The 18430-nt window shown below is 66.1% G+C and carries 18 protein-coding genes; 4 read left to right on the plus strand and 14 right to left on the minus strand.

Translation table 11 applies throughout. The features are described from left to right. Window positions 1–31: 31 nt before the first annotated feature. The 3 genes from ilvC to AC5Y42_RS20485 are packed head-to-tail and all read right to left on the minus strand — an operon-like array spanning window position 32 to window position 3443. A complete protein-coding gene (gene ilvC / locus AC5Y42_RS20475) occupies window positions 32–1033 on the minus strand; it encodes a ketol-acid reductoisomerase (RefSeq protein WP_499900457.1) in 1002 nt (333 codons plus the stop codon). 32 nt (window positions 1034–1065) lie between these two features. Further along, window positions 1066–1584: an acetolactate synthase small subunit gene (gene ilvN, locus AC5Y42_RS20480; RefSeq protein ID WP_499900401.1), complete on the minus strand. Its 519-nt coding sequence runs from the start codon at window positions 1582–1584 to the stop codon at window positions 1066–1068. Beyond that, window positions 1584–3443: an acetolactate synthase large subunit gene (locus AC5Y42_RS20485; protein ID WP_499900402.1), complete on the minus strand. Its 1860-nt coding sequence runs from the start codon at window positions 3441–3443 to the stop codon at window positions 1584–1586. The genes ilvN and AC5Y42_RS20485 overlap by 1 nt, the downstream gene beginning before the upstream one ends. Before the next feature lie 329 nt (window positions 3444–3772). On the opposite strand from AC5Y42_RS20485, the gene AC5Y42_RS20490 reads away from it, so the two are divergent. After that, on the plus strand, window positions 3773–4114 hold the full coding sequence (locus tag AC5Y42_RS20490) for a PH domain-containing protein (RefSeq protein ID WP_499900458.1): 342 nt from the start codon (window positions 3773–3775) through the stop codon (window positions 4112–4114). 16 nt (window positions 4115–4130) lie between these two features. Here AC5Y42_RS20490 and AC5Y42_RS20495 read toward each other — a convergent pair whose 3' ends face one another. Continuing rightward, on the minus strand, window positions 4131–5006 hold the full coding sequence (locus AC5Y42_RS20495) for a DoxX family protein (RefSeq protein WP_499900403.1): 876 nt from the start codon (window positions 5004–5006) through the stop codon (window positions 4131–4133). Between the two features lie 101 nt (window positions 5007–5107). Next, window positions 5108–5968: a DoxX family protein gene (locus AC5Y42_RS20500; RefSeq protein ID WP_499900404.1), complete on the minus strand. Its 861-nt coding sequence runs from the start codon at window positions 5966–5968 to the stop codon at window positions 5108–5110. A gap of 136 nt (window positions 5969–6104) precedes the next feature. Between AC5Y42_RS20500 and AC5Y42_RS20505 the strand changes: the two genes are divergently transcribed. Further along, on the plus strand, window positions 6105–7226 hold the full coding sequence (locus tag AC5Y42_RS20505) for a PQQ-dependent sugar dehydrogenase (RefSeq protein ID WP_499900405.1): 1122 nt from the start codon (window positions 6105–6107) through the stop codon (window positions 7224–7226). A 2-nt stretch (window positions 7227–7228) separates the two neighbouring features. On the opposite strand, the gene AC5Y42_RS20510 is transcribed toward AC5Y42_RS20505, so the two are convergent. Continuing rightward, a complete protein-coding gene (locus AC5Y42_RS20510) occupies window positions 7229–7717 on the minus strand; it encodes a flavin reductase family protein (protein ID WP_499900406.1) in 489 nt (162 codons plus the stop codon). 48 nt (window positions 7718–7765) lie between these two features. Further along, window positions 7766–9001 (minus strand): PucR family transcriptional regulator, encoded by a 1236-nt coding sequence (locus tag AC5Y42_RS20515; RefSeq protein WP_499900407.1) that lies wholly within the window; start codon window positions 8999–9001, stop codon window positions 7766–7768. Window positions 9002–9085: 84 nt separating this feature from the next. On the opposite strand from AC5Y42_RS20515, the gene AC5Y42_RS20520 reads away from it, so the two are divergent. Together AC5Y42_RS20520 and AC5Y42_RS20525 are read left to right on the plus strand one after the other, a co-directional pair. Continuing rightward, complete coding sequence (locus tag AC5Y42_RS20520) at window positions 9086–10171, plus strand: ferredoxin reductase (protein WP_499900408.1); 1086 nt, start codon at window positions 9086–9088, stop codon at window positions 10169–10171. Window positions 10172–10189: 18 nt separating this feature from the next. Further along, window positions 10190–11362, plus strand: a complete 1173-nt coding sequence (locus AC5Y42_RS20525; protein ID WP_499900409.1) for a fatty acid desaturase family protein — start codon at window positions 10190–10192, stop codon at window positions 11360–11362. 24 nt (window positions 11363–11386) lie between these two features. Here the strand turns inward: AC5Y42_RS20525 and AC5Y42_RS20530 are convergent, their stop codons facing one another. The 7 genes from AC5Y42_RS20530 to hypF form a co-directional block, all read right to left on the minus strand. Beyond that, the gene (locus tag AC5Y42_RS20530) at window positions 11387–12115 is read right to left on the minus strand and encodes a DUF6390 family protein (protein ID WP_499900410.1); all 729 of its coding nucleotides are present in this window, start codon (window positions 12113–12115) and stop codon (window positions 11387–11389) included. 8 nt (window positions 12116–12123) lie between these two features. Continuing rightward, entirely contained in the window at window positions 12124–13254 is a 1131-nt protein-coding gene (gene hypD, locus AC5Y42_RS20535; RefSeq protein WP_499900411.1) for a hydrogenase formation protein HypD, read from the minus strand. Window positions 13255–13264: 10 nt separating this feature from the next. Next, a complete protein-coding gene (locus tag AC5Y42_RS20540) occupies window positions 13265–13537 on the minus strand; it encodes a HypC/HybG/HupF family hydrogenase formation chaperone (protein WP_499900412.1) in 273 nt (90 codons plus the stop codon). A gap of 63 nt (window positions 13538–13600) precedes the next feature. Then, entirely contained in the window at window positions 13601–14713 is a 1113-nt protein-coding gene (hypE, locus tag AC5Y42_RS20545; RefSeq protein ID WP_499900413.1) for a hydrogenase expression/formation protein HypE, read from the minus strand. After that, window positions 14710–15369, minus strand: a complete 660-nt coding sequence (locus AC5Y42_RS20550) for a D-sedoheptulose-7-phosphate isomerase (protein ID WP_499900414.1) — start codon at window positions 15367–15369, stop codon at window positions 14710–14712. The genes hypE and AC5Y42_RS20550 overlap by 4 nt, the downstream gene beginning before the upstream one ends. Beyond that, window positions 15366–16088, minus strand: a complete 723-nt coding sequence (locus AC5Y42_RS20555; protein ID WP_499900415.1) for a HypC/HybG/HupF family hydrogenase formation chaperone — start codon at window positions 16086–16088, stop codon at window positions 15366–15368. Before AC5Y42_RS20555 ends, AC5Y42_RS20550 begins: the two co-directional genes overlap by 4 nt. Continuing rightward, complete coding sequence (gene hypF / locus AC5Y42_RS20560) at window positions 16085–18412, minus strand: carbamoyltransferase HypF (RefSeq protein WP_499900416.1); 2328 nt, start codon at window positions 18410–18412, stop codon at window positions 16085–16087. The genes AC5Y42_RS20555 and hypF overlap by 4 nt, the downstream gene beginning before the upstream one ends. Between the last annotated feature and the right edge of the window lie 18 nt (window positions 18413–18430).

The following is an 18430-nucleotide window of genomic DNA, read 5'->3' on the forward strand; positions in this document are numbered from 1 at the left end:
CTCGGCGTAGCAGGGCTAGGCCCGAAGCGGGTTAAGCCGTTTCGGTGATGGGGCGGTCCACCCAGCTCATCAGATCGCGCAGCTTCTTGCCGGTCACCTCGATGGGGTGCTCGGCGTTCTCCTTGCGCAACCGCGTGAGTTCCTTGCCGCCGCCCTCGACGTCGGCAACCAGCTTCTTGACGAAGCTGCCGTCCTGAATGTCGCGCAGGATGGCGCGCATCCGCTCCTTGGCGTCGGCGTCGATCACCCGCGGACCCGAAAGGTAGCCGCCGAACTCCGCGGTGTCGGACACCGAGTAGTTCATCCGCGCGATACCGCCCTCGTACATCAGGTCGACGATCAGCTTGAGCTCGTGCAGCACCTCGAAGTAGGCCATCTCGGGCGCGTAACCGGCCTCGACCATCACGTCGAACCCGGCTTTGACCAATTCCTCGGTGCCGCCGCACAACACAGCCTGCTCACCGAACAGGTCGGTCTCGGTCTCTTCCTTGAACGTGGTCTTGATGACGCCGGCGCGCGTGCCGCCGATGCCTTTGGCGTAGGACAGCGCCAGCGCCTCGCCTTCCCCGTTGGGGTCCTGGTCCACCGCGATCAGGCAGGGCACACCCTTGCCGTCGACGAATTGGCGGCGCAACAAATGCCCCGGGCCCTTCGGCGCGACCATCCCCACGGTGATATCAGCGGCCGGCTTGATCAGGTCGAAGTGAATATTGAGCCCGTGGCCGAAGAACAGTGCGTTGCCCGCCTCGAGGTTGGGCTCGATGTCGTTCGTGAAGATGTCGGCCTGCGCGGTGTCGGGTGCCAGCAGCATGATCACGTCAGCCCACTTGGCCACCTCGGCCGGGGTGTCGACCTCGAGTCCCTGCTCGGCGACCTTGGCCCGCGATTTCGAGCCCTCCTTCAGGCCCACCTTCACCTGGACGCCGGAATCGCGCAGGCTCAACGAGTGCGCGTGTCCTTGGCTGCCGTATCCGATGACGCCGACCTTGCGGCCTTGGATGATCGACAGGTCGGCGTCGTCGTCGTAGAACATCTGCACTGCCACTTGGCTTTTCTCCTTATTAGTTATTTCGTGGTGCCGATGCCACGCGGACCGCGCGACAGTGACACCAATCCGGATTGGACGAGTTCACGCACCCCATAGGGTTCCAGCACACGCAGCAGCGCCTCGAATTTCGCCGGGGTACCGGTGGCTTCGATGATGAGCGACTCCGGGGAGACGTCAATCACCCTGGCCCGGAACAGGTTCGCCGCTTCGATGATCTGGCCGCGAGTACTGGCATCGGCGCGCACTTTGATCAGCGCCAACTCGCGGGCCACCGCATTGTCGTCATCCTGCTCGACGATTTTGATGACGTTGACCAGCTTGTTGAGCTGCTTGGTGATCTGTTCCAGCACAGCGTCCTCGGCGGAGACGACGATCGTCATCCGGGACATGTCCTTTTGTTCGGTGGCGCCGACAGCCAGCGACTCGATGTTGAACCCGCGCCGCGAAAACAGCGCCGCCACTCGGGCGAGGACACCGGGTTTGTCCTCGACCAGCACCGAAAGCGTATGCGTCTTCGCAGAATCCAGAGCGCTCATCACGCGTGCCCCTCGTTGCCTTCGTCGTCGAACAGCGGACGGATTCCGCGCGCGGCCTGGATCTCGTCGTTACTGGTGCCGGCGGCCACCATCGGCCACACCTGCGCGTCGGCCCCGACGACGAAGTCGATCACCACCGGGCGGTCGTTGATGGCGCGGGCCTGGGCGATGACATCTGCCACGTCTTCCTCACGCTCGCAGCGCAATCCGACGCAGCCGAGCGCCTCGGCCAACTTGACGAAGTCGGGAATGCGGTGCGAGTGGGTCGCCAGATCGGTCTGCGAGTAGCGCTCTTGGTAGAACAGCGACTGCCATTGACGCACCATGCCCAGGTTGCCGTTGTTGATCAATGCCACCTTGATCGGAGCGCCCTCGATCGCACAGGTGGCCAGTTCCTGGTTGGTCATCTGGAAACAGCCGTCGCCGTCGACCGCCCACACCTCGGCGTCCGGGCGGGCGATTTTGGCACCCATCGCCGCCGGGATGGCGAAGCCCATGGTGCCCAGACCGCCGGAATTGAGCCAGGTGCGCGGATTCTCGTAGGAGATGAACTGCGCAGCCCACATCTGGTGCTGCCCGACTCCGGCGACGTACACCGCGTCCGGTCCGGCCATCTTGCCCAGGGTCGAGATCACGTATTCGGGGCTGAGGCTGCCGTCGCTCTGCGGCCCGTAGGACAGCGGGTAGGTGGACCGCACCTCGCGCAGGTACTCCCACCACTCGTCGACTTCGATGGTGGTCCCGTCGTGGCGCAGCGCCGCGATCAAATCGGTGATGACCGCTTTGACGTCACCCACGATCGGCACGTCGGCGTGACGGTTCTTGCCGATCTCGGCCGGATCGATGTCGGCGTGGATGACCTTGGCCTCCGGCGCGAATGATTCGAGCTTGCCGGTGACCCGGTCGTCGAAGCGGGTGCCCAGCGCAATCAACAAGTCACTGCGCTGCAGGCCCGCCACTGCGGCCACCGTGCCGTGCATGCCCGGCATGCCCAGGTGCTGCGGGTGACTGTCAGGGAAGGCGCCACGCGCCATCAGCGTGGTCACCACCGGGATGCCGGTCAGCTCGGCCAGGTCGCGTAGCTGCTCGGTGGCGTCGCCGCGGATGACCCCGCCGCCGACGTAGAGCACCGGTTTGCGGGCCGCCGCGATCAGCTTGGCGGCCTCCCGGATCTGCCGGTTGTGCGGCTTGGTGTTGGGCTTGTAGCCGGGCAGATCCATGCGCGGCGGCCAGCTGAACGTGCACTGGCCTTGCAGGATGTCCTTGGGGATGTCGACCAGTACCGCACCGGGACGCCCGGTGGCCGCGATATGGAAAGCCTCGGCGATCACCCGGGGGATCTCGTCGCCGTCGCGGACCAGAAAGTTGTGCTTGGTGATCGGCATGGTCACACCGGAGATGTCGGCCTCCTGGAAGGCGTCGGTGCCGATCAGCGCCCGGCCGACCTGCCCGGTGATCGCCACCACCGGGACCGAGTCCATCTGCGCGTCCGCGAGCGGAGTTACCAGGTTGGTGGCACCGGGACCCGACGTGGCCATGCACACCCCGACTTTGCCGGTGGCGTGCGCATAGCCGCTGGCGGCATGCCCGGCGCCCTGCTCGTGACGCACCAGCACGTGGCGCAGCTTCTGCGAGTCGAACAGCGGGTCGTACACCGGCAGCACGGCGCCGCCCGGAATGCCGAAGATGACCTCGACGTCGAGTTCCTCCAGCGACCTGATTACCGACTGCGCACCGGTAAGCTGGTGCGGCGCAACGTGGCTCGGTTGGGGGCCGACGGGTTTGGCTGCGGCGGACGCGCCGTTGGCAACCGGCGGTCTCGCCGATCGCTCCGATGGTCGCGTTATGGGTGCGCTCACTGTGTCCTCTTCAGGTGCTGGCAACAAAAAACCCCCGCCAGCTCTGCTGCACGAGGGGTTGCGCGTTGGTGCTCGAAAGCTAATCAGCTACCAACGCGCCGACCAAGTACTACGAGCATTTCGCGGCTGTACATAGCGTCCGACGGTAGTCTCCGCACAGGTCAGCCGTCAAATCCGGATCGTAACCCGCTCAGCGTTGAGATTGCGCGTCCGGTCGTGATTGTTCATCAAGGCACAGCCCTGCGCGCAATCTCACCGGGCGGTGACACAATGCACCGGTGGCTGCCAGTTCGCCCGCGACATCCCCGGCGGTGATCAAGATTTCGCCGATGGCCCACTTTGCGGTGGGCTTCTTCGCGTTGGGTCTGCTGATACCGGTGCTGACCTGGCCGGCAAGCGCGCCACTGTTGGTGATCCCGGTCATGTTGTCGGCGTTGATCATTCGCCTGCGCACCGTGGCCGACCAACAAGGCGTGACGGTCCGCACCCTGCTCGGCAGCCGGGCGGTGCGCTGGGATCAGATCGACGGGCTGCGGTTCACCAAGAGTCTGTGGGCGCGGGCGCAACTCAAGGGCGACGGCGAACTGCGGTTGCCCGCGGTCACCTTCGCGACGCTCCCGGTGCTGACCGAAGCCAGCGGCGGCCGGGTACCTAACCCGTACGCCGGCTAGACCCGCTGCTCCGGCTCTACGTCAGCGGATTCGAACCGTTGAGCAACACCCACATGGCGATACCGGCGCCGACCCCCAACAGCAGGGCCGCGAACGAGCCGATGAACGGCCGCCGCGCCCAGCCACGACCAGCGTCGAATCCGTACCGTCCCGGGCCGATCAGGATGACCGCGGCGGCCATGACGATCAGCGTGAGCTCGTACTCGTGCCCATCAGGCAGGAAGAACGGAACCGATTGTGAGTCGGACTGCGCCGACACCCCGGCGATCAGGCCGTTGATCAGGTACGCCAGCGCGCCGGCGGCGGCGATCGGGGTGAACAGTCCCAGCACCAGCAGAACTCCCGCCAGGATCTGACCGCTCGCGGCGACATAGGTGAGGATGTCGGCGTGCTGGTAGCCGGCGTCAGCCAGTGAGTTCTTGAACCCGGTTAACCCCTGGCCGCCCCACCAGCCGAACAGTTTCTGCAGCCCGTGGGCGATCAGCACCGCACCCAGCCCGACCCGCAGCAACAGCAAACCGAGGTTCTGGGTGCCGCGCCGGCCGGCTGCACGGACACGCTCGTCGTCGAAGCCGGTCTCGAGCTCGCCCGGCCCGAATACCGAATGATGGCCGTTGTTCTGCGGCTGGACATACGGCAGGGCGCCCAGTGGCTCCTGGCCGCCGATCGCGCCGTATCCGTTGCCGGGCAACCGCAGATTGCCGGAGTCTGGGGACATGCCGGCGGCGGCGTCGTAGTGCGGAATGGTGGTCGTCTCGAAATCGCCTGCATAGGTGGCTGACGGCAGGTCGTCTTCCGGGTCGACCAGGCTCGCTGCGGCCTGGCGTCCCGGAGTTGGCGCCTCGGAGCTGTCCGGCCGCCGCCATCGTGTGTCATGCGATTGACTCGTCACGCGTGTCAGGGTAAGGGCAGTTGGGCCGAGATTGGGGATTTGAGCGGCGCTTTTACCAGACTGATGCACGTCGGGGGCGCCGCGACGGCCGCCGGCGGGCTTCACGCCAGCGGATTGACACCGTTGAATAGCGCCCAGAACCCGATTCCGCCGCCGACGCCGATGAGCAGCGCTGCCGACGATCCGATGAACGGGCGACGGGCCCAGCCACGGCCCGCATCGAACCCGTAAAGCCCCGGGCCGGCAAGGATGATCGCGACCAGCGCGACGATCAGCATGATGTGGTATTCGCTGCCGCCGGATAGAAAGAAGTTCAGGTGGCCGCGCTGTCGCTGTGTCGCGATGTCAGCCAACAGGCTGTTGACCAGGTAGGCCAGTGCGCCGGCCGCGACCACCGGGGTGAACAACCCGAGGACCAAAAGTGCACCGGCCACGATCTGGGCACCGGCTGCCAGATAGCTCAGGATGTCCGCGTGCTGATACCCCAATTCGGTCAGCGAGTTTGTGAATCCGTCGATCCCCGGTCCGTCCCACCAGCCGAACATCTTCTGCATACCGTGAATCACCAACACGACACCGACACCCACCCGCAGCACCATGAGGCCCAGATGCTGGGTGCCGCGCTGCCGCGCCATCTTGAGCCGTGGGTCGTCTAACAGCCGCGGCTGCACAGACGGCGGCAGTTCGCGGTCGACGGCGGCCGACTGGTCGAGGCCCTCATCGACATCTTCGGCCGGATCGTCGGTTGGCTCGTCGCGTGCGATCGCGGTCGTTTCGGAGTCATCCTCGTCGACGACCGGCTCCAGCTCGTCCTCGGGCTCGACCGCCTCGGGCTCCGCGGACTGCTGCGGTGGCTCCGGCGGACGGGACTCGCGCGGCGGCGGAGCGGGCTTGCGCGCCGGCGATGCCTCAGCGTCCTCAAGCCGGTGAAAGCGGGTAAAGCCATAGGGGTCGCCGGTCACCGTGCCAGCCTAAGTGCAAGCAACCTGCGAGACGACGGTTTTGTATCACGGCTTGATCGGTCCGTTATTCGCCGCTGTCGGCGCGTCGGTGGGACGCCATGGCGAGGCCCGCAGCGTTGTCCGTACCCTTGCGGACATGCAGGTACGGCGGTCGGCGCGGTACGCGCTTGTCGCGCTGTCCGCGGCGCTGCTCGTCGTCAGTGGATGCGCACGCTTCAACGACGCCCAGTCGGAACCGTTCACTACCGAGCCGCAGCGGCATGCGCCGGCAAGCTCGACACCTCCCCCACCGCCACCGCTGCCGGCCAAGCCATTCCCCAAAAAGTGCCCGGCTCCGGGCGTGATGCAGGGCTGCCTGGAAAGCACCAGCGGCCTCATCATGGGTCCCGACAGCAAGTCGGCGCTGGTCGCCGAGCGCACCACCGGCGCCGTCAAAGAGGTCTCGGTCAGCGCCGAGCCCAAAGTCAAAGTAGTGATCCCGGTCGATCCCGCCGGCGACGGCGGGCTGATGGACATCGTGATGTCGCCGACCTATCAGCAGGACCGGCTGATGTACGCCTACATCAGCACGCCCAGCGACAACCGGGTCATTCGCATCGCCGACGGCGATATCCCCAAAGACATCCTGACCGGAATCCCCAAGGGCACCAATGGAAATACCGGAGCGCTGATCTTCACCAGCCCCACCACGCTGGTCGTTCTCACCGGCGACGCCGGCAATCCCGCGATGGCCGAGGACCCAAACTCGATGGCGGGCAAGGTGCTGCGGATCGAGCAGCCGACCACCCTGAACCAGGCGCCGCCGACCACCGCGCTGTCCGGACTCGGCGCCGGCGGCGGGGTGTGCACCGACCCGGTTGACGGCTCGCTGTACGTGGTCGACCGCGCGCCCACTGCAGACCGTTTGCAGCGCATCACCCGCGATTCGAAGGTCTCCACGGTTTGGACCTGGCCGGATCGGCCCGACGTTGCCGGATGTGCGGCGTTGGACGGCACCGTGCTGGTCAACCTGATCAACACCAAGCAGACGGTGGCCATTCACCTGGCCCCGGCGACCGGTGCGGTCACCGGCGAACCCGACGTGGTCCGTCAGGACACGCACGCCCACGCCTGGGCGTTGCGGATGTCGCCGGACGGCAACGTGTGGGGCGCGACGGTCAACAAGACAGCCGGCGACGCCGAGAAACTCGACGACGTGGTCTTCCCGCTGTTCCCGCAGGGCGGCGGATTCCCCCGGGCCAACGAGGACAAGACGTAACGCTAGGCGTCGTGGCCCGGTTCCATGTCGAGCACGTCGGAGAAGCTGACGAGATCGTCGGCGCGCTTCGGCGCATATCCCGCAATCGGTTCGAGCAGGTAGCCCATGTGGTCGCCGACGTCGAGCCGGCTCAGTGTTTTCCCGACGAACCAGGCGACGGCATCGTCGAGAATCGGCATCCCGGCCGGGCCGCTGCGCCAGGCGCACCGCTCGAATTTGTCGATCTCATCCCCGGTTTGGCCGCCGAAGAGCCGGGCCAACTCGATGTCGCGCCGCGACAGCACATGGACCGCTACGTGGTCAGCCCGGCTCGCCACTCGATACGTGTGGTTGCGTTTGGAGATGCCGACGAGAAACCTCGGCGGCGCCAAGCTGGTCTGGGTGGCGAAGCCGACCAGACAGCCCGACGAGTGGCCGTCGGCTTGGGTGGTGACAACGAACATCGTGTAGTCCAGCAGGCCGACCAGCCGGTCGAATGATTCATCGTCCACACAGCCATCATGGACCCGGGTGGGGCCTGGCCTTCGTACGTGGTCTGCTCAGGGACGCGACGCTGTGTCCGTCGGAGGTGGAACCGCCAGCGCCACGATCAGCTCGAGGATGGTTTGCGGGTCGTCGAGCCGGTCGCCGTAGAGTTCCCGTAGTTGGGTCATGCGGTAGCGCACAGTTTGGGCATGCACGAACAGATCGGCCGCGACGGCGTCGCGTCGGCCTTGGTGCAGCAGCCATGAGCGCAGTGTTTCCGCCAGCCGTTCGGCAGTATGCGGGCGCAACTCGGACAGCGGTGCGAGTACCTGCCGGCGCAGGTCATCCGCGGCATCGGGGTCGGCGCCGAGAACCAGTGCGGCCAAGTGGTTCTCGGTGTCGAGCACGTCGGCGTCGTCGGCGGAGCGTAGTTCGCGGGCCCGCAACACACGACGGTAGGACGACTGTGCCTGCGTCCAGGTGCGTGCGGGGCCGACCACGGCGCGCCTGCCCTGCAATATGTGCAGCAGCTGCGGCCGGTTGGGGCCGTCCATGTCGGGAACCAGCAGCACGACGGCCGACTCCGAGACGTCGATGCCGGGTAGGTCCTCGCTGAGCAGCAACGTCGACTGTCCGAATCGCGAAACCACCCCGCGTGTTTGGGCCAACGGCAGTAACACCGCGGTGAGGGTGGCCGGCGGCAGCCAGTCCGCCCGCTCGGCGCTGGTGAGCAGGGTTTCGGCGGGATCGCCCGCCAACAAGCTCTGTCCGAGCCGGTCGAGGTAGCGCTGCCGGACCCGACCCGATGTCGCCAGTTCGTCGGCATGCCCGGAAAGGCTTGCCGCGGAAAGTTCGTCGATGAAGGCGAACACCAATTCGGCAAACGCGGCTATCGTCGCAGCGGGCAGCTGGGCGGCCACAGCGGTTGCCGACAGCTCACGCCACGCCACTCGCGCTCCCACGCGGTAAGCCGACAAGAGAGCGTCCATGGACCGGCCGTTGCGCGCCTCGCCCCGGCCGAGCTCATAGGCGCCGTCGAGCGCAGGTGAAAGCGACGGACCCGGATCGGCATCTTGTGAGCGGGCGGCCAGTCCCAGAACCGCGCTGAGCGCCATCCGGACCGCGTTTTGGATGTTCGGGCCGATTCTGCCGCCGAGCGCGCCCGCGTAGCTGGGCACTTCGACGACGACGGCGTCGACGGTGTGTTCGGCCACTTTGGGCAGCACGGCCCGCAGCGCCGCAACGATGTGGTCCTCGAGGTCGAGGCCGGTGACGCCGCGAACCTCACGTCCGAGCGCCTCGTTGGACAAAACTATTTCCTTCGAACAAAACCACGGGGATACTTCACGTTCTCCAGACAAGAGTTTATACCCGAAGCTCGCGATAGTGGGCTTATGACAACGACAGCACCCCGGCCAACCGTGGCGGGCACGCTGCGGGACCGAGTCCTGCGGATCGCGGGACGGGTCACCACGCCGTTGGTCCCGGCCGACTACCTCGACATCGTCGATCCGCTGCGCTTCGGCGCTGACCTGCGCGGTCGCATCGTGGCGATCCAGCCGGAAACGCGCGACGCGGTGACGGTGACGATCAAGCCCGGACGTGGTTGGCGCACGCATGTGCCCGGGCAATATGTTCGCATCGGCGTTGATGTCGACGGCGTCCGTCAATGGAGGTCGTACTCGCTCACGTCGAAGACCGACGATGGTTGCATCGCGATCACCGTCAAAGCAATTCCTGGCGGGAGGGTCAGCACCCACCTCGTGCGGCACGCGACCGTGGGAACGATGGTTCAACTCGATCGCGCAGCCGGAGAATTCACCCTTGGCACCGAATTGCCGTGCAAGGCACTGTTTCTCACCGCTGGCAGCGGTATCACGCCGGTCATGGGAATGCTGCGAAATATGGCAGATCACCTCGATGACGTGGTGGTGGTGCACTCGGCCCCGACTCGCGACGATGTGATCTTCGGCGACGAGTTACGCATGCTGGCACGGCTGGGCCGAATCCGGCTGGTCGAGAAGCACACCGGCACCGACGGAAGGATCGGCGTCGCCGAACTCGGCGATCTGGTCGGCGACTACGCCGAGCGCGAGACGTGGGCATGCGGACCGACCGACCTGCTCGATGCACTCGAGCAACACTGGATCGACAACGGCATCACCGATCGCCTACGCACCGAGCGGTTCCGGCCGGCCATCCTGACCGGCGGGGAAGGCGGCACGGTTACCTTCGCCAATTCCGGCACCGTCGTCGAAACCGACGGCGCTCAAACACTGCTCGACGCAGGTGAGTCGGCCGGAGTGTTGATGCCGTCGGGATGCCGGATGGGAATCTGCTTCGGCTGTGTCGCACCCCTGCGAGAAGGAGCCGTGCGCGATCTGCGCAACGGCGAAATCACCACCGCTGCACCAGGTGACGGCGTGCTCATCCAGACATGCGTGTCCGCCTGTGCCGGCGCATGCGACATCGAACTTTAACGACTTGAAGGAGTCGACATGACTACTGTGCAACGCAAACAACACAACCCGATCGCACACCTCAGCAACGAGGACATCGAGAACCTGGGCAAGGAGCTTGACGCCATCCGTCAGCAGGTGCTTGACGACCGTGGTGAGCGTGATGCGGCCTACATCCGCAACGTCATCGGCCTACAGCGCAAGGTCGAGCTCGGCAGCCGAGCCGTCTTGCTCTTCTCGCTGTTTCCGCCCGCCTGGCTGGCCGGCACTGCGGGGCTATCGTTCTCGAAGATCGTCGAGAACATGGAAATCGGGCACAACGTGATGCACGGACAGTGGGACTGGATGCGGGACCCGAAGATCCATTCGACCACCTGGGAGTGGGACAACGCGTCGCCGTCGGAGCTGTGGAAGCACTCCCACAACCAGCTTCACCACACCTACACCAACGTGCTCGGCAGAGACAACGACCTCGGCTACGGCATCATGCGGGTCGACGAGGGGCAGCGCTGGACGCCGTTCCACCTTGGCCAGCCGCTGTGGAACTTCATCAACGCCTGCATCTTCCAATACGGCATCGCCGGTTATGACCTTCAGATCGGCAAGTACCTCAAGGGGAAAACGGACCAAGCAGAATTCCGCCGGCAGGGAAAGAACGTCCTCGACAAGATCGGCCGGCACATGGGACGGGATTACCTGTTGCATCCCTTGCTGTCGGGCCCGTCGGCCCTCACCACACTGACCGCGAACCTGACAGCCAACTTGGTCCGTAACCTCTGGACGCACTCCGTCATCATGTGCGGCCACTTCCCCGAGGGTGTGGAGACCTACGAGAAGACCTCGATCGACGGCGAAACCCGTGGCGAATGGTATCTGCGGCAGATGCTCGGTTCGGCCAACATCACCGGAAGTCCGTTCCTGCACTTCATGACCGGCAATCTGTCCTTTCAGATCGAACACCACTTGTTCCCCGACCTGCCGAGCAATCGGTACCAGGAGATCGCGCCGAAGGTGCGCGCGCTCTTCGAACGATACGAACTGTCGTACACCAGCGGTCCGCTGGCCCGACAGGTCGGCTCCGCGTGGAAGAAGGTGTTCCGACTTTCGTTGCCCAACAACTTCCTGCGCACGGCGACGGCGGCCGCGAACCCGGCGACACTTACACAATTCATCTTCCGCAAGCCCACAGCCCCGGCGGCCACGGCCGCGTAAGCCGCTTGCTGCGAGCAGCCGTCCCTACAGCGCCAGCCGCTGATTGGTCGCCTTCAGCTGGCGCGCCGTCGCATCCGTCAGCGCCTGAATCTGCTCGGGCCGCAGTCGGCCGCACAGCCGGCCCCAGTGCACCGCGACCTCGTCGCCAACGGCCACGTCGGGCACCGCGCTGTATCCGTCGGCCCATACGTCGACCCGGCGGGTCGACGGTTCGGACAGTTCCAGCACGTGACCGTCCCACAGCAGCGCACGGCACGATACGTCGACGTCATCGCCATCACGGGAAATCACTGTTCCCCAAGTGATTCGACAATTATCCAAGACGCCCAGCGGATGCTCGTCGAGACCGCGACCCAGCAACCGCGACCAAGGATATACCCCGAACACGTGGAAGCAGTGGTTAGCAGCCGCCTCGCCCACCAAGTCCGAGTCCAGGTGCGACCAGTACCGACCGGCCTGCGGACCGATGATGGCGAGCAACTCGTCGACGAACTCGGCCGGGTTCAGATCGGCACCGAGACCGCCGCCGAGCCAGTACGACTCGACGAGTCGGTAGTCCAGCGGATCGGCGATGCCGGTCATCCTGGAAAGCACCTGCAAATAGGGCCAGGCCCCGGAGAACTTCCGGGCGGCGATCCGTACGTCTTCGACCGAGCCGTCCCGCAGGGTGGCGCCCAGAGGCGGCCCGCAATAGCCCAGCGCGTTGGGAGCGTAGGCGTAGCGGGCGAACATCTCCGCCCCACGGGTATCCACCGACGCGGTCAGGTTCGAGATCCCACCAGCTTGACGGCATCGCGGTGCATCCGGCCGAAGTTGTAGTAGGCCGCGCAGGCGCCCTCCGGCGACACCATGCAGGTGCCGATCGGGGTTTCGGGGGTACAGGCTGTGCCGAAAACCTTGCATTCCCAAGGCTTGAGCACGCCCTTGAGCACCTCGCCGCATTGGCATGCCTTGGGGTCGGCGACTCGCACGCCGGGCATCGCGTAGCGCAGTTCGGCATCGAACTCGGCGAAATCGTCGTGCAGCCGCAGCGCGCTCTGCGAGATGAAGCCCAACCCGCGCCATTCGAAGTGCGGGCGCAGCGCGAAAACCGTGCCCATCAACTTCAACGCCGCCGGGTTGCCCTCTGGACGCACCACCCGCGAGTACTGGTTCTCGATCTCGCAGCGGCCCTCCCGGATCTGGGTGAGGAGCATCGCCACCGATGCCAGGATGTCCAAAGGCTCGAATCCGGCGATTACCAACGGCTTGTGATAGACGTCGTTGACGAACCGATACGGCCGGTTGCCGACGACAGTCGACACATGTCCGGGGCCGATGAAGCCGGACAGTCGCAAATCCGGCGACTCGAGGATGGCTTTGATCGGCGGCACGATCGTGACGTGGTTGCAGAACACGCTGAAGTTGGTCAGGCCCATATCGCGGGCCCGCACCAGCGTCACCGCGGTGGAGGGCACGGTGGTCTCGAACCCGACGGCGAAGAACACCACGTGCTTGTCCGGGTTGTCGACGGCGATCTTCAGCGCGTCCAGCGGCGAGTAGACGAACCGCACGTCGGCGCCGCGGGCTTTGGCGTCCAGCAGGTTTCCGTTGGAGCCGGGCACCCGCATCATGTCACCGAAGCAGGTGAAGATCACGTCGGGTTGCTCTGCCAGCCACATGGCGTCGTCGATGCGGCCCATCGGGATCACGCATACCGGGCACCCCGGCCCGTGCACCAACTCGACGTTCTCCGGCAGCAGGTGTTCGATGCCGTGCCGGTAGATGGTGTGGGTGTGTCCGCCGCACACCTCCATGAACTTGAAGTGCTCCTCCTCACCGGCCAACCGTTTGATCGCTGCGATCAGTTTGCGCGCTGCCGCCGGGTCACGGAACTCGTCAACGAATTTCATAGCTATCCCTTCACACGATGGCCGACGAATCGAAGGCTTCCATTTCGGTGGTGTAGGCGTCACCGAGTTTCTTGACGGCCGCCAGCGTCAGCAAGGCTTCGGTTTCGTCGATCTTGGCCATCGCGAAACCGACATGCACCAGCACCCAGTCGTCGGGTTCGGGCATGTCCTTTTCCAGCAGCCGCACCGAGATGGTGCGCTGCACACCGCTGACATCGACCTTGGCCAAGTAGTTGTCGGCATCGGTGATTTCGACGATCCGCCCCGGAATCCCAAGACACATATCAGTTCCTCTCTCGTGGCGACCCGCTGCGCCCGGCTTCGCCGCGCTTGCGATCGCCACGTCTCAACAGATCCGCGGCAGCGGGTCACCGACGAGCATGTCGACGATCCGGGAACCGCCGAACCCGGTCTGCACCACCACGGTTTCCGCGGGTTCCTCGACGATTTCTCCCACCTCAGCCGCTTCGGCGCCCAGCGGGTGCGAGCGCACGGCGGCCAGCCCCGCCTCTGCCTCGTCGGCGGCGACGACGGCGACGAACTTGCCCTCGTTGGCGACATAGAGCGGGTCGATGCCCAACAGCTCGCAAGCGCCGCTGACCATCGGGTGGATCGGCAACTTGTCCTCTTCGAGCACCACCGCCAACCCGCACGCCTGGGCCAGTTCGTTGCAGACGGTCCCGACACCGCCGCGAGTCGGGTCGCGAAGCCAGCGAGTAGACGGCGCGGCAGCCAACAGCAGTTCCACCAGCGGGCTCACCGACGCAGTGTCGGAACGGATGTCGGCTTCGATGGCCAAATCGCCGCGGGCCAGCATCACCGCCATCCCGTGATCGCCCATCGAACCGGACAACAGCAGCTTGTCGCCCGGACGGACCGACTCCGCTGAGAGCCGCCGGTCCGCCGGGATGACGCCGGCGCCGGTAGTGGTGACAAACATCCCGTCGGCTGCACCTTTAGGCACCACCTTCGTGTCGCCGGTGACGATCTGCACACCTGCCGCAGACGCCGCGGCGGCCATGTCCGCGACGATCTCCTTCAATTCCGCGATCGGAAATCCCTCTTCGAGCACGAACGCCGCCGAGATCCATTGCGGCACCGCTCCGGCCACCGCGAGATCGTTGGCGGTGCCGTGCACGGCGAGTTCGCCGATCGAGCCGCCCGGAAATCGCCTGGGTTGCACCACAAACGAATCGGTTGACATGACCAGCCGTTCGCCGCTGGGCAGGGTGAGGACCGCGCCGTCGCCGAGCGACTCGAGCAGCGGATTGCGGAAGGCCTCCATGAACACCGCATCCACCAGGGCCGCCGATGCCTTTCCACCGGCGCCGTGCGCGGTCGTGACGTGCTCGTCAAGCAACCGGGGCCGGCGCTTGCGGAAGGTTTCGATCCGCTCGATCACCTCGCCTTCGGCGAATTTCGGCCCCGATGACAGGTATTCGTTGGCGGACTTCGTCATGCCACTCCCACCCCCAGCTCTTCGTGGACCTTCAGCCACAGCTCGTAACCCAGCAGTGCTTGCGATTCCTGTATCCGGTGCACGCTTTGCGAGTGGACGACGAAGCAGGCGTCGACGTCCAGGCTTTTGGCGAATGCGCCGCCGTCGTAACCGGCGAAGCCGATGGTGTACATGTCGCGATGGCGGGCTTCGGCCAGCGCTGCCATCAGGTTTGGTGAACTGCCGCTGGTCGACATCGCGATCGCGATGTCGTCCGCCTTCGCCCGGGCGATCAACTGCCGGGCGAACACCAACTCGAACCCGACGTCGTTGCCCAACGCGGTCATGATCGCCTGGTCGGCGGTCAGCGACCACGCCGGCAACGGCTTTCCGAGCGGCGGGCGGGCGAACAGCCGCGCCAACGTGGTGCAATCGGTACAGCTTCCGCCGTTGCCGAAGGTGAACAGTCTGCCCCCGGCGGTGAAACGAGCTGCCATCTCCGCGGCCGCGGTGGCGACCAGTTCGGTGTTTTCCTTCAGCGTGGAGCGGCGCAGCCTCAGGCTTTCGGTAGCCTTCGCTTGTGCCGACGCGGTCAGATCGGCGAGCAGCGACTTGGGATCGTCCTCCTGGGCGTCGATGAACGGATACAGGAAGTTAGTGGGCTCCTCGCGAGTCATGCCACCTCCTCACTGACGCGGCTGATCGCCGTACCGGCATGCACCAAGACAAGCTCGCCGGCGGCGACCGGGTCGACGAGGGTGGTGGCAACCGACTCGACGCCCTTGGCGGTGCGCACCGCAGCCATGCCGTCGGTCGACGCCGTCACCACCTCACCGAGCCGACCTTCGTCGCTGCACGTCACGCATACGTCGTCGGTGCACGCGGCGTCCTCTTTCAACAGGCCAGGATGCTCGAAACAGACATGGGTCAGCTCCCACAGCAGGTGGTAGAACAGCACGAAGCCACCGGTTGCCGGCACCCTGGGATCGGGGTCGTCGAGCCACAGCACATGGTCGGCCATTCCCGCCTCAGGTCGCTCGCCACTGCCGATCCAGATGGTGGTGGCGCCCCAGGCCGGACAGCGGTGCATCACCGAGCGCACGTCCGGGTCGTCGGCACCCGACACCGCGATCACGATGTCGCCCGGGCGCACCGAAACCCGAACCAGATCAACCAAGTCGGATCCGATCAGAGCGACCGCCGGCAGTGCCCGCTTGCCCATGATCACCGGGTGCACAAACTCGACGGCGATGTGCAGGGCATGCGGCTCCCAGGACGGAGCTATCGACCACATGGTGGCGCCCGCCGCAAACCGCCGGGCCAGCGTGAGTGCGGTAGCCGCGAGATCGGCGGTCAGCTCGGCGTCCAGCCCGCGGTCAATCGCGGTGGTAGTCATGACAAATCAGTCCCCCTCTCGAATTCGGATTGCGATGCCAGCGCGGTCAGCACCGACACCGCGGCCTGGCCGAGCGCGAGCCCGCCGTCGTTGGGCGGGACCGCCCGGTGTGTCAATACCTCAAAACCGGCCTGCTGCAACCGCTGACGACATGCGCGCAGCAGCAGTACGTTTTGGAACACGCCGCCGGTAAGACCCACCAGTCGTACGTCGCCGGCGACTCGGCCGACCACCTCCGCGACCGCGACGGCGACCGCGTGATGGAACCCGGCTGCCAGTGAAGCGGTTTCGGTACCAGCGCGCAGAGCGGCAACCATTGCGCCAATCATGCCGCGTGGGTCGATCACCCCGTCGTCGTGCACCGCCAGGCGCAGCTCGGCCGACGCGTCCGCGGACTCGGCCAGCACTTCGAGTTCAATGGCGGCCTGCCCCTCGTAGTCGATGTGGTGTCGCACCCCCAGCAGGGAAGCGACGGCGTCGAACAACCGGCCCATGCTCGAACACGGCGCGCAACCGAAACCGGTTTCCAATTGCGAACGGGTGGCCCGCAATTCGGCCTGGGTGGCGGCGGTCACCGGCGGCAGGTCGGCGGCCCAGTCGACGTCGGCCGCCCACAACTGCGACAGTGCCATTCGCCATGGATTGCGCACTGCGGCGTCACCGCCGGGCAGCGGCACCGGCAGCAGATGACCGGCCCGGGCGAACCGATGGCTATCGCGTCCGAGGGCAAGGACCTCACCGCCCCAGATGGTGGCATCGCAACCGTAGCCGGTGCCGTCGAACGAGACGCCGATGATGGGTTCGCCGAGCCGGCCGTGCTCGGCCAACAGCGAGACGACGTGCGCGTGATGGTGCTGCACGAGGTCCAGCGGGCGCTCACCGACATGCCGCTCGGCCCAGCTTCGGGTCTGATAACCCGGGTGAAGGTCGGCAGCCAATCGGACTGGCCGAGAACGGATTTCGCTGAGCTGGCTCACCGCGCGCTCGAACGCCCGCAGGGTTTCCAGGGTTTCCATATCGCCGATATGCCCAGAGAGGTAGGCGCGTGAACCGTCGGTCAGGCAGAAGGTGTTCTTCAGTTCCCCGCCGACGGCCAGCACCGAGGGCGCTTCGTAGCCGAGATCGACGGGCAGCGGCGCATAGCCACGGGAACGGCGGATCGGCAGTTCGCGGCCGTCGACGACGCGGACCACCGAGTCGTCGCACGGCACGTGGATCGGCCGGTTGTGGTCGAGCACCACGTCGCAGAGCGGCGGCAGTCGGCGCGTCGCATCGTCGTCGGTGAAGCAGATGGGTTCGTCGGAACGGTTGGCACTGGTCATTACCAGCGCATCGAGTCCAGACGCCAGCAGCAAGTGGTGAATCGGTGTGTACGGCAGCATCATTCCGAGCAGCGGACTGCCCGGCGCGACGGCGTCGGCGACCGGGGCGTCCGCGCGGCGGCGCAGCAACACGATCGGCCGCGCCGGGCTGAGCATGATCGCGGCCTCGGTGTCGTCGATGTGCGCGTAGCGACGCGCGACGTCGAGATCCCGGACCAACATCGCGAACGGCTTGGCGCCGCGCGCCTTGCGGGCCCGCAGCCCTGCCACCACCGCTTGGTCGTCGACGACGCAGGCCAGGTGGTAGCCGCCAATCCCCTTGATCGCGACGACGGCCCCGTCGATCAGCTCCTGCTGGGCGGCGGCCAGCGCAGCGTCGGATCGGTGGATCTGCTCGGCGCCCCGCTGCAACCACAACGACGGCCCGCAATCCGGGCAGGCGATCGGCTGGGCGTGGAAGCGGCGGTTGGCCGGATCGTGGTATTCGGCGGTGCAGCGTTCGCACATGGCGAAGGCCGACATGGTGGTGCCAGGACGGTCGTACGGCAGTTCGCAGATGATCGTGAACCGCGGTCCGCAGTTGGTGCACGTAATGAACGGGTGCCGGTATCGGCGGTCGGCGGGGTCGAACAACTCGGCGAGGCAGTCGTCGCACACCGCGATGTCGGGCGGAATCGGCGTGCCGGCACCCGGGGCGGTTTGGCTGTCCACAATGCGGAATCCGGTATCGCCGTTTGCCTCGATGTCGACCACGGATACCGCGCTGATCCGCGCCAGCGGCGGCGCGTCGGCGCGCAACCGGCGACCGAATTCGTCAAGGCGCGCGGCGGGGCCCTGCGCCTCGACGAACACCGCACCGGAATCGTTGCCGACGAACCCGACGAGGCCTAGTTCGCGGGCCGTGCGGTGGACGAACGGACGATATCCGACGCCCTGGACGACACCGGTCACGGTGAATCGCTGCCGAACGTCGTCGGGGTGCAGCACCAGCGTGCCGGTCATGGCATCCGCCGGAGGTCG

The organism is Mycobacterium sp. NGS48 (assembly GCF_059812585.1).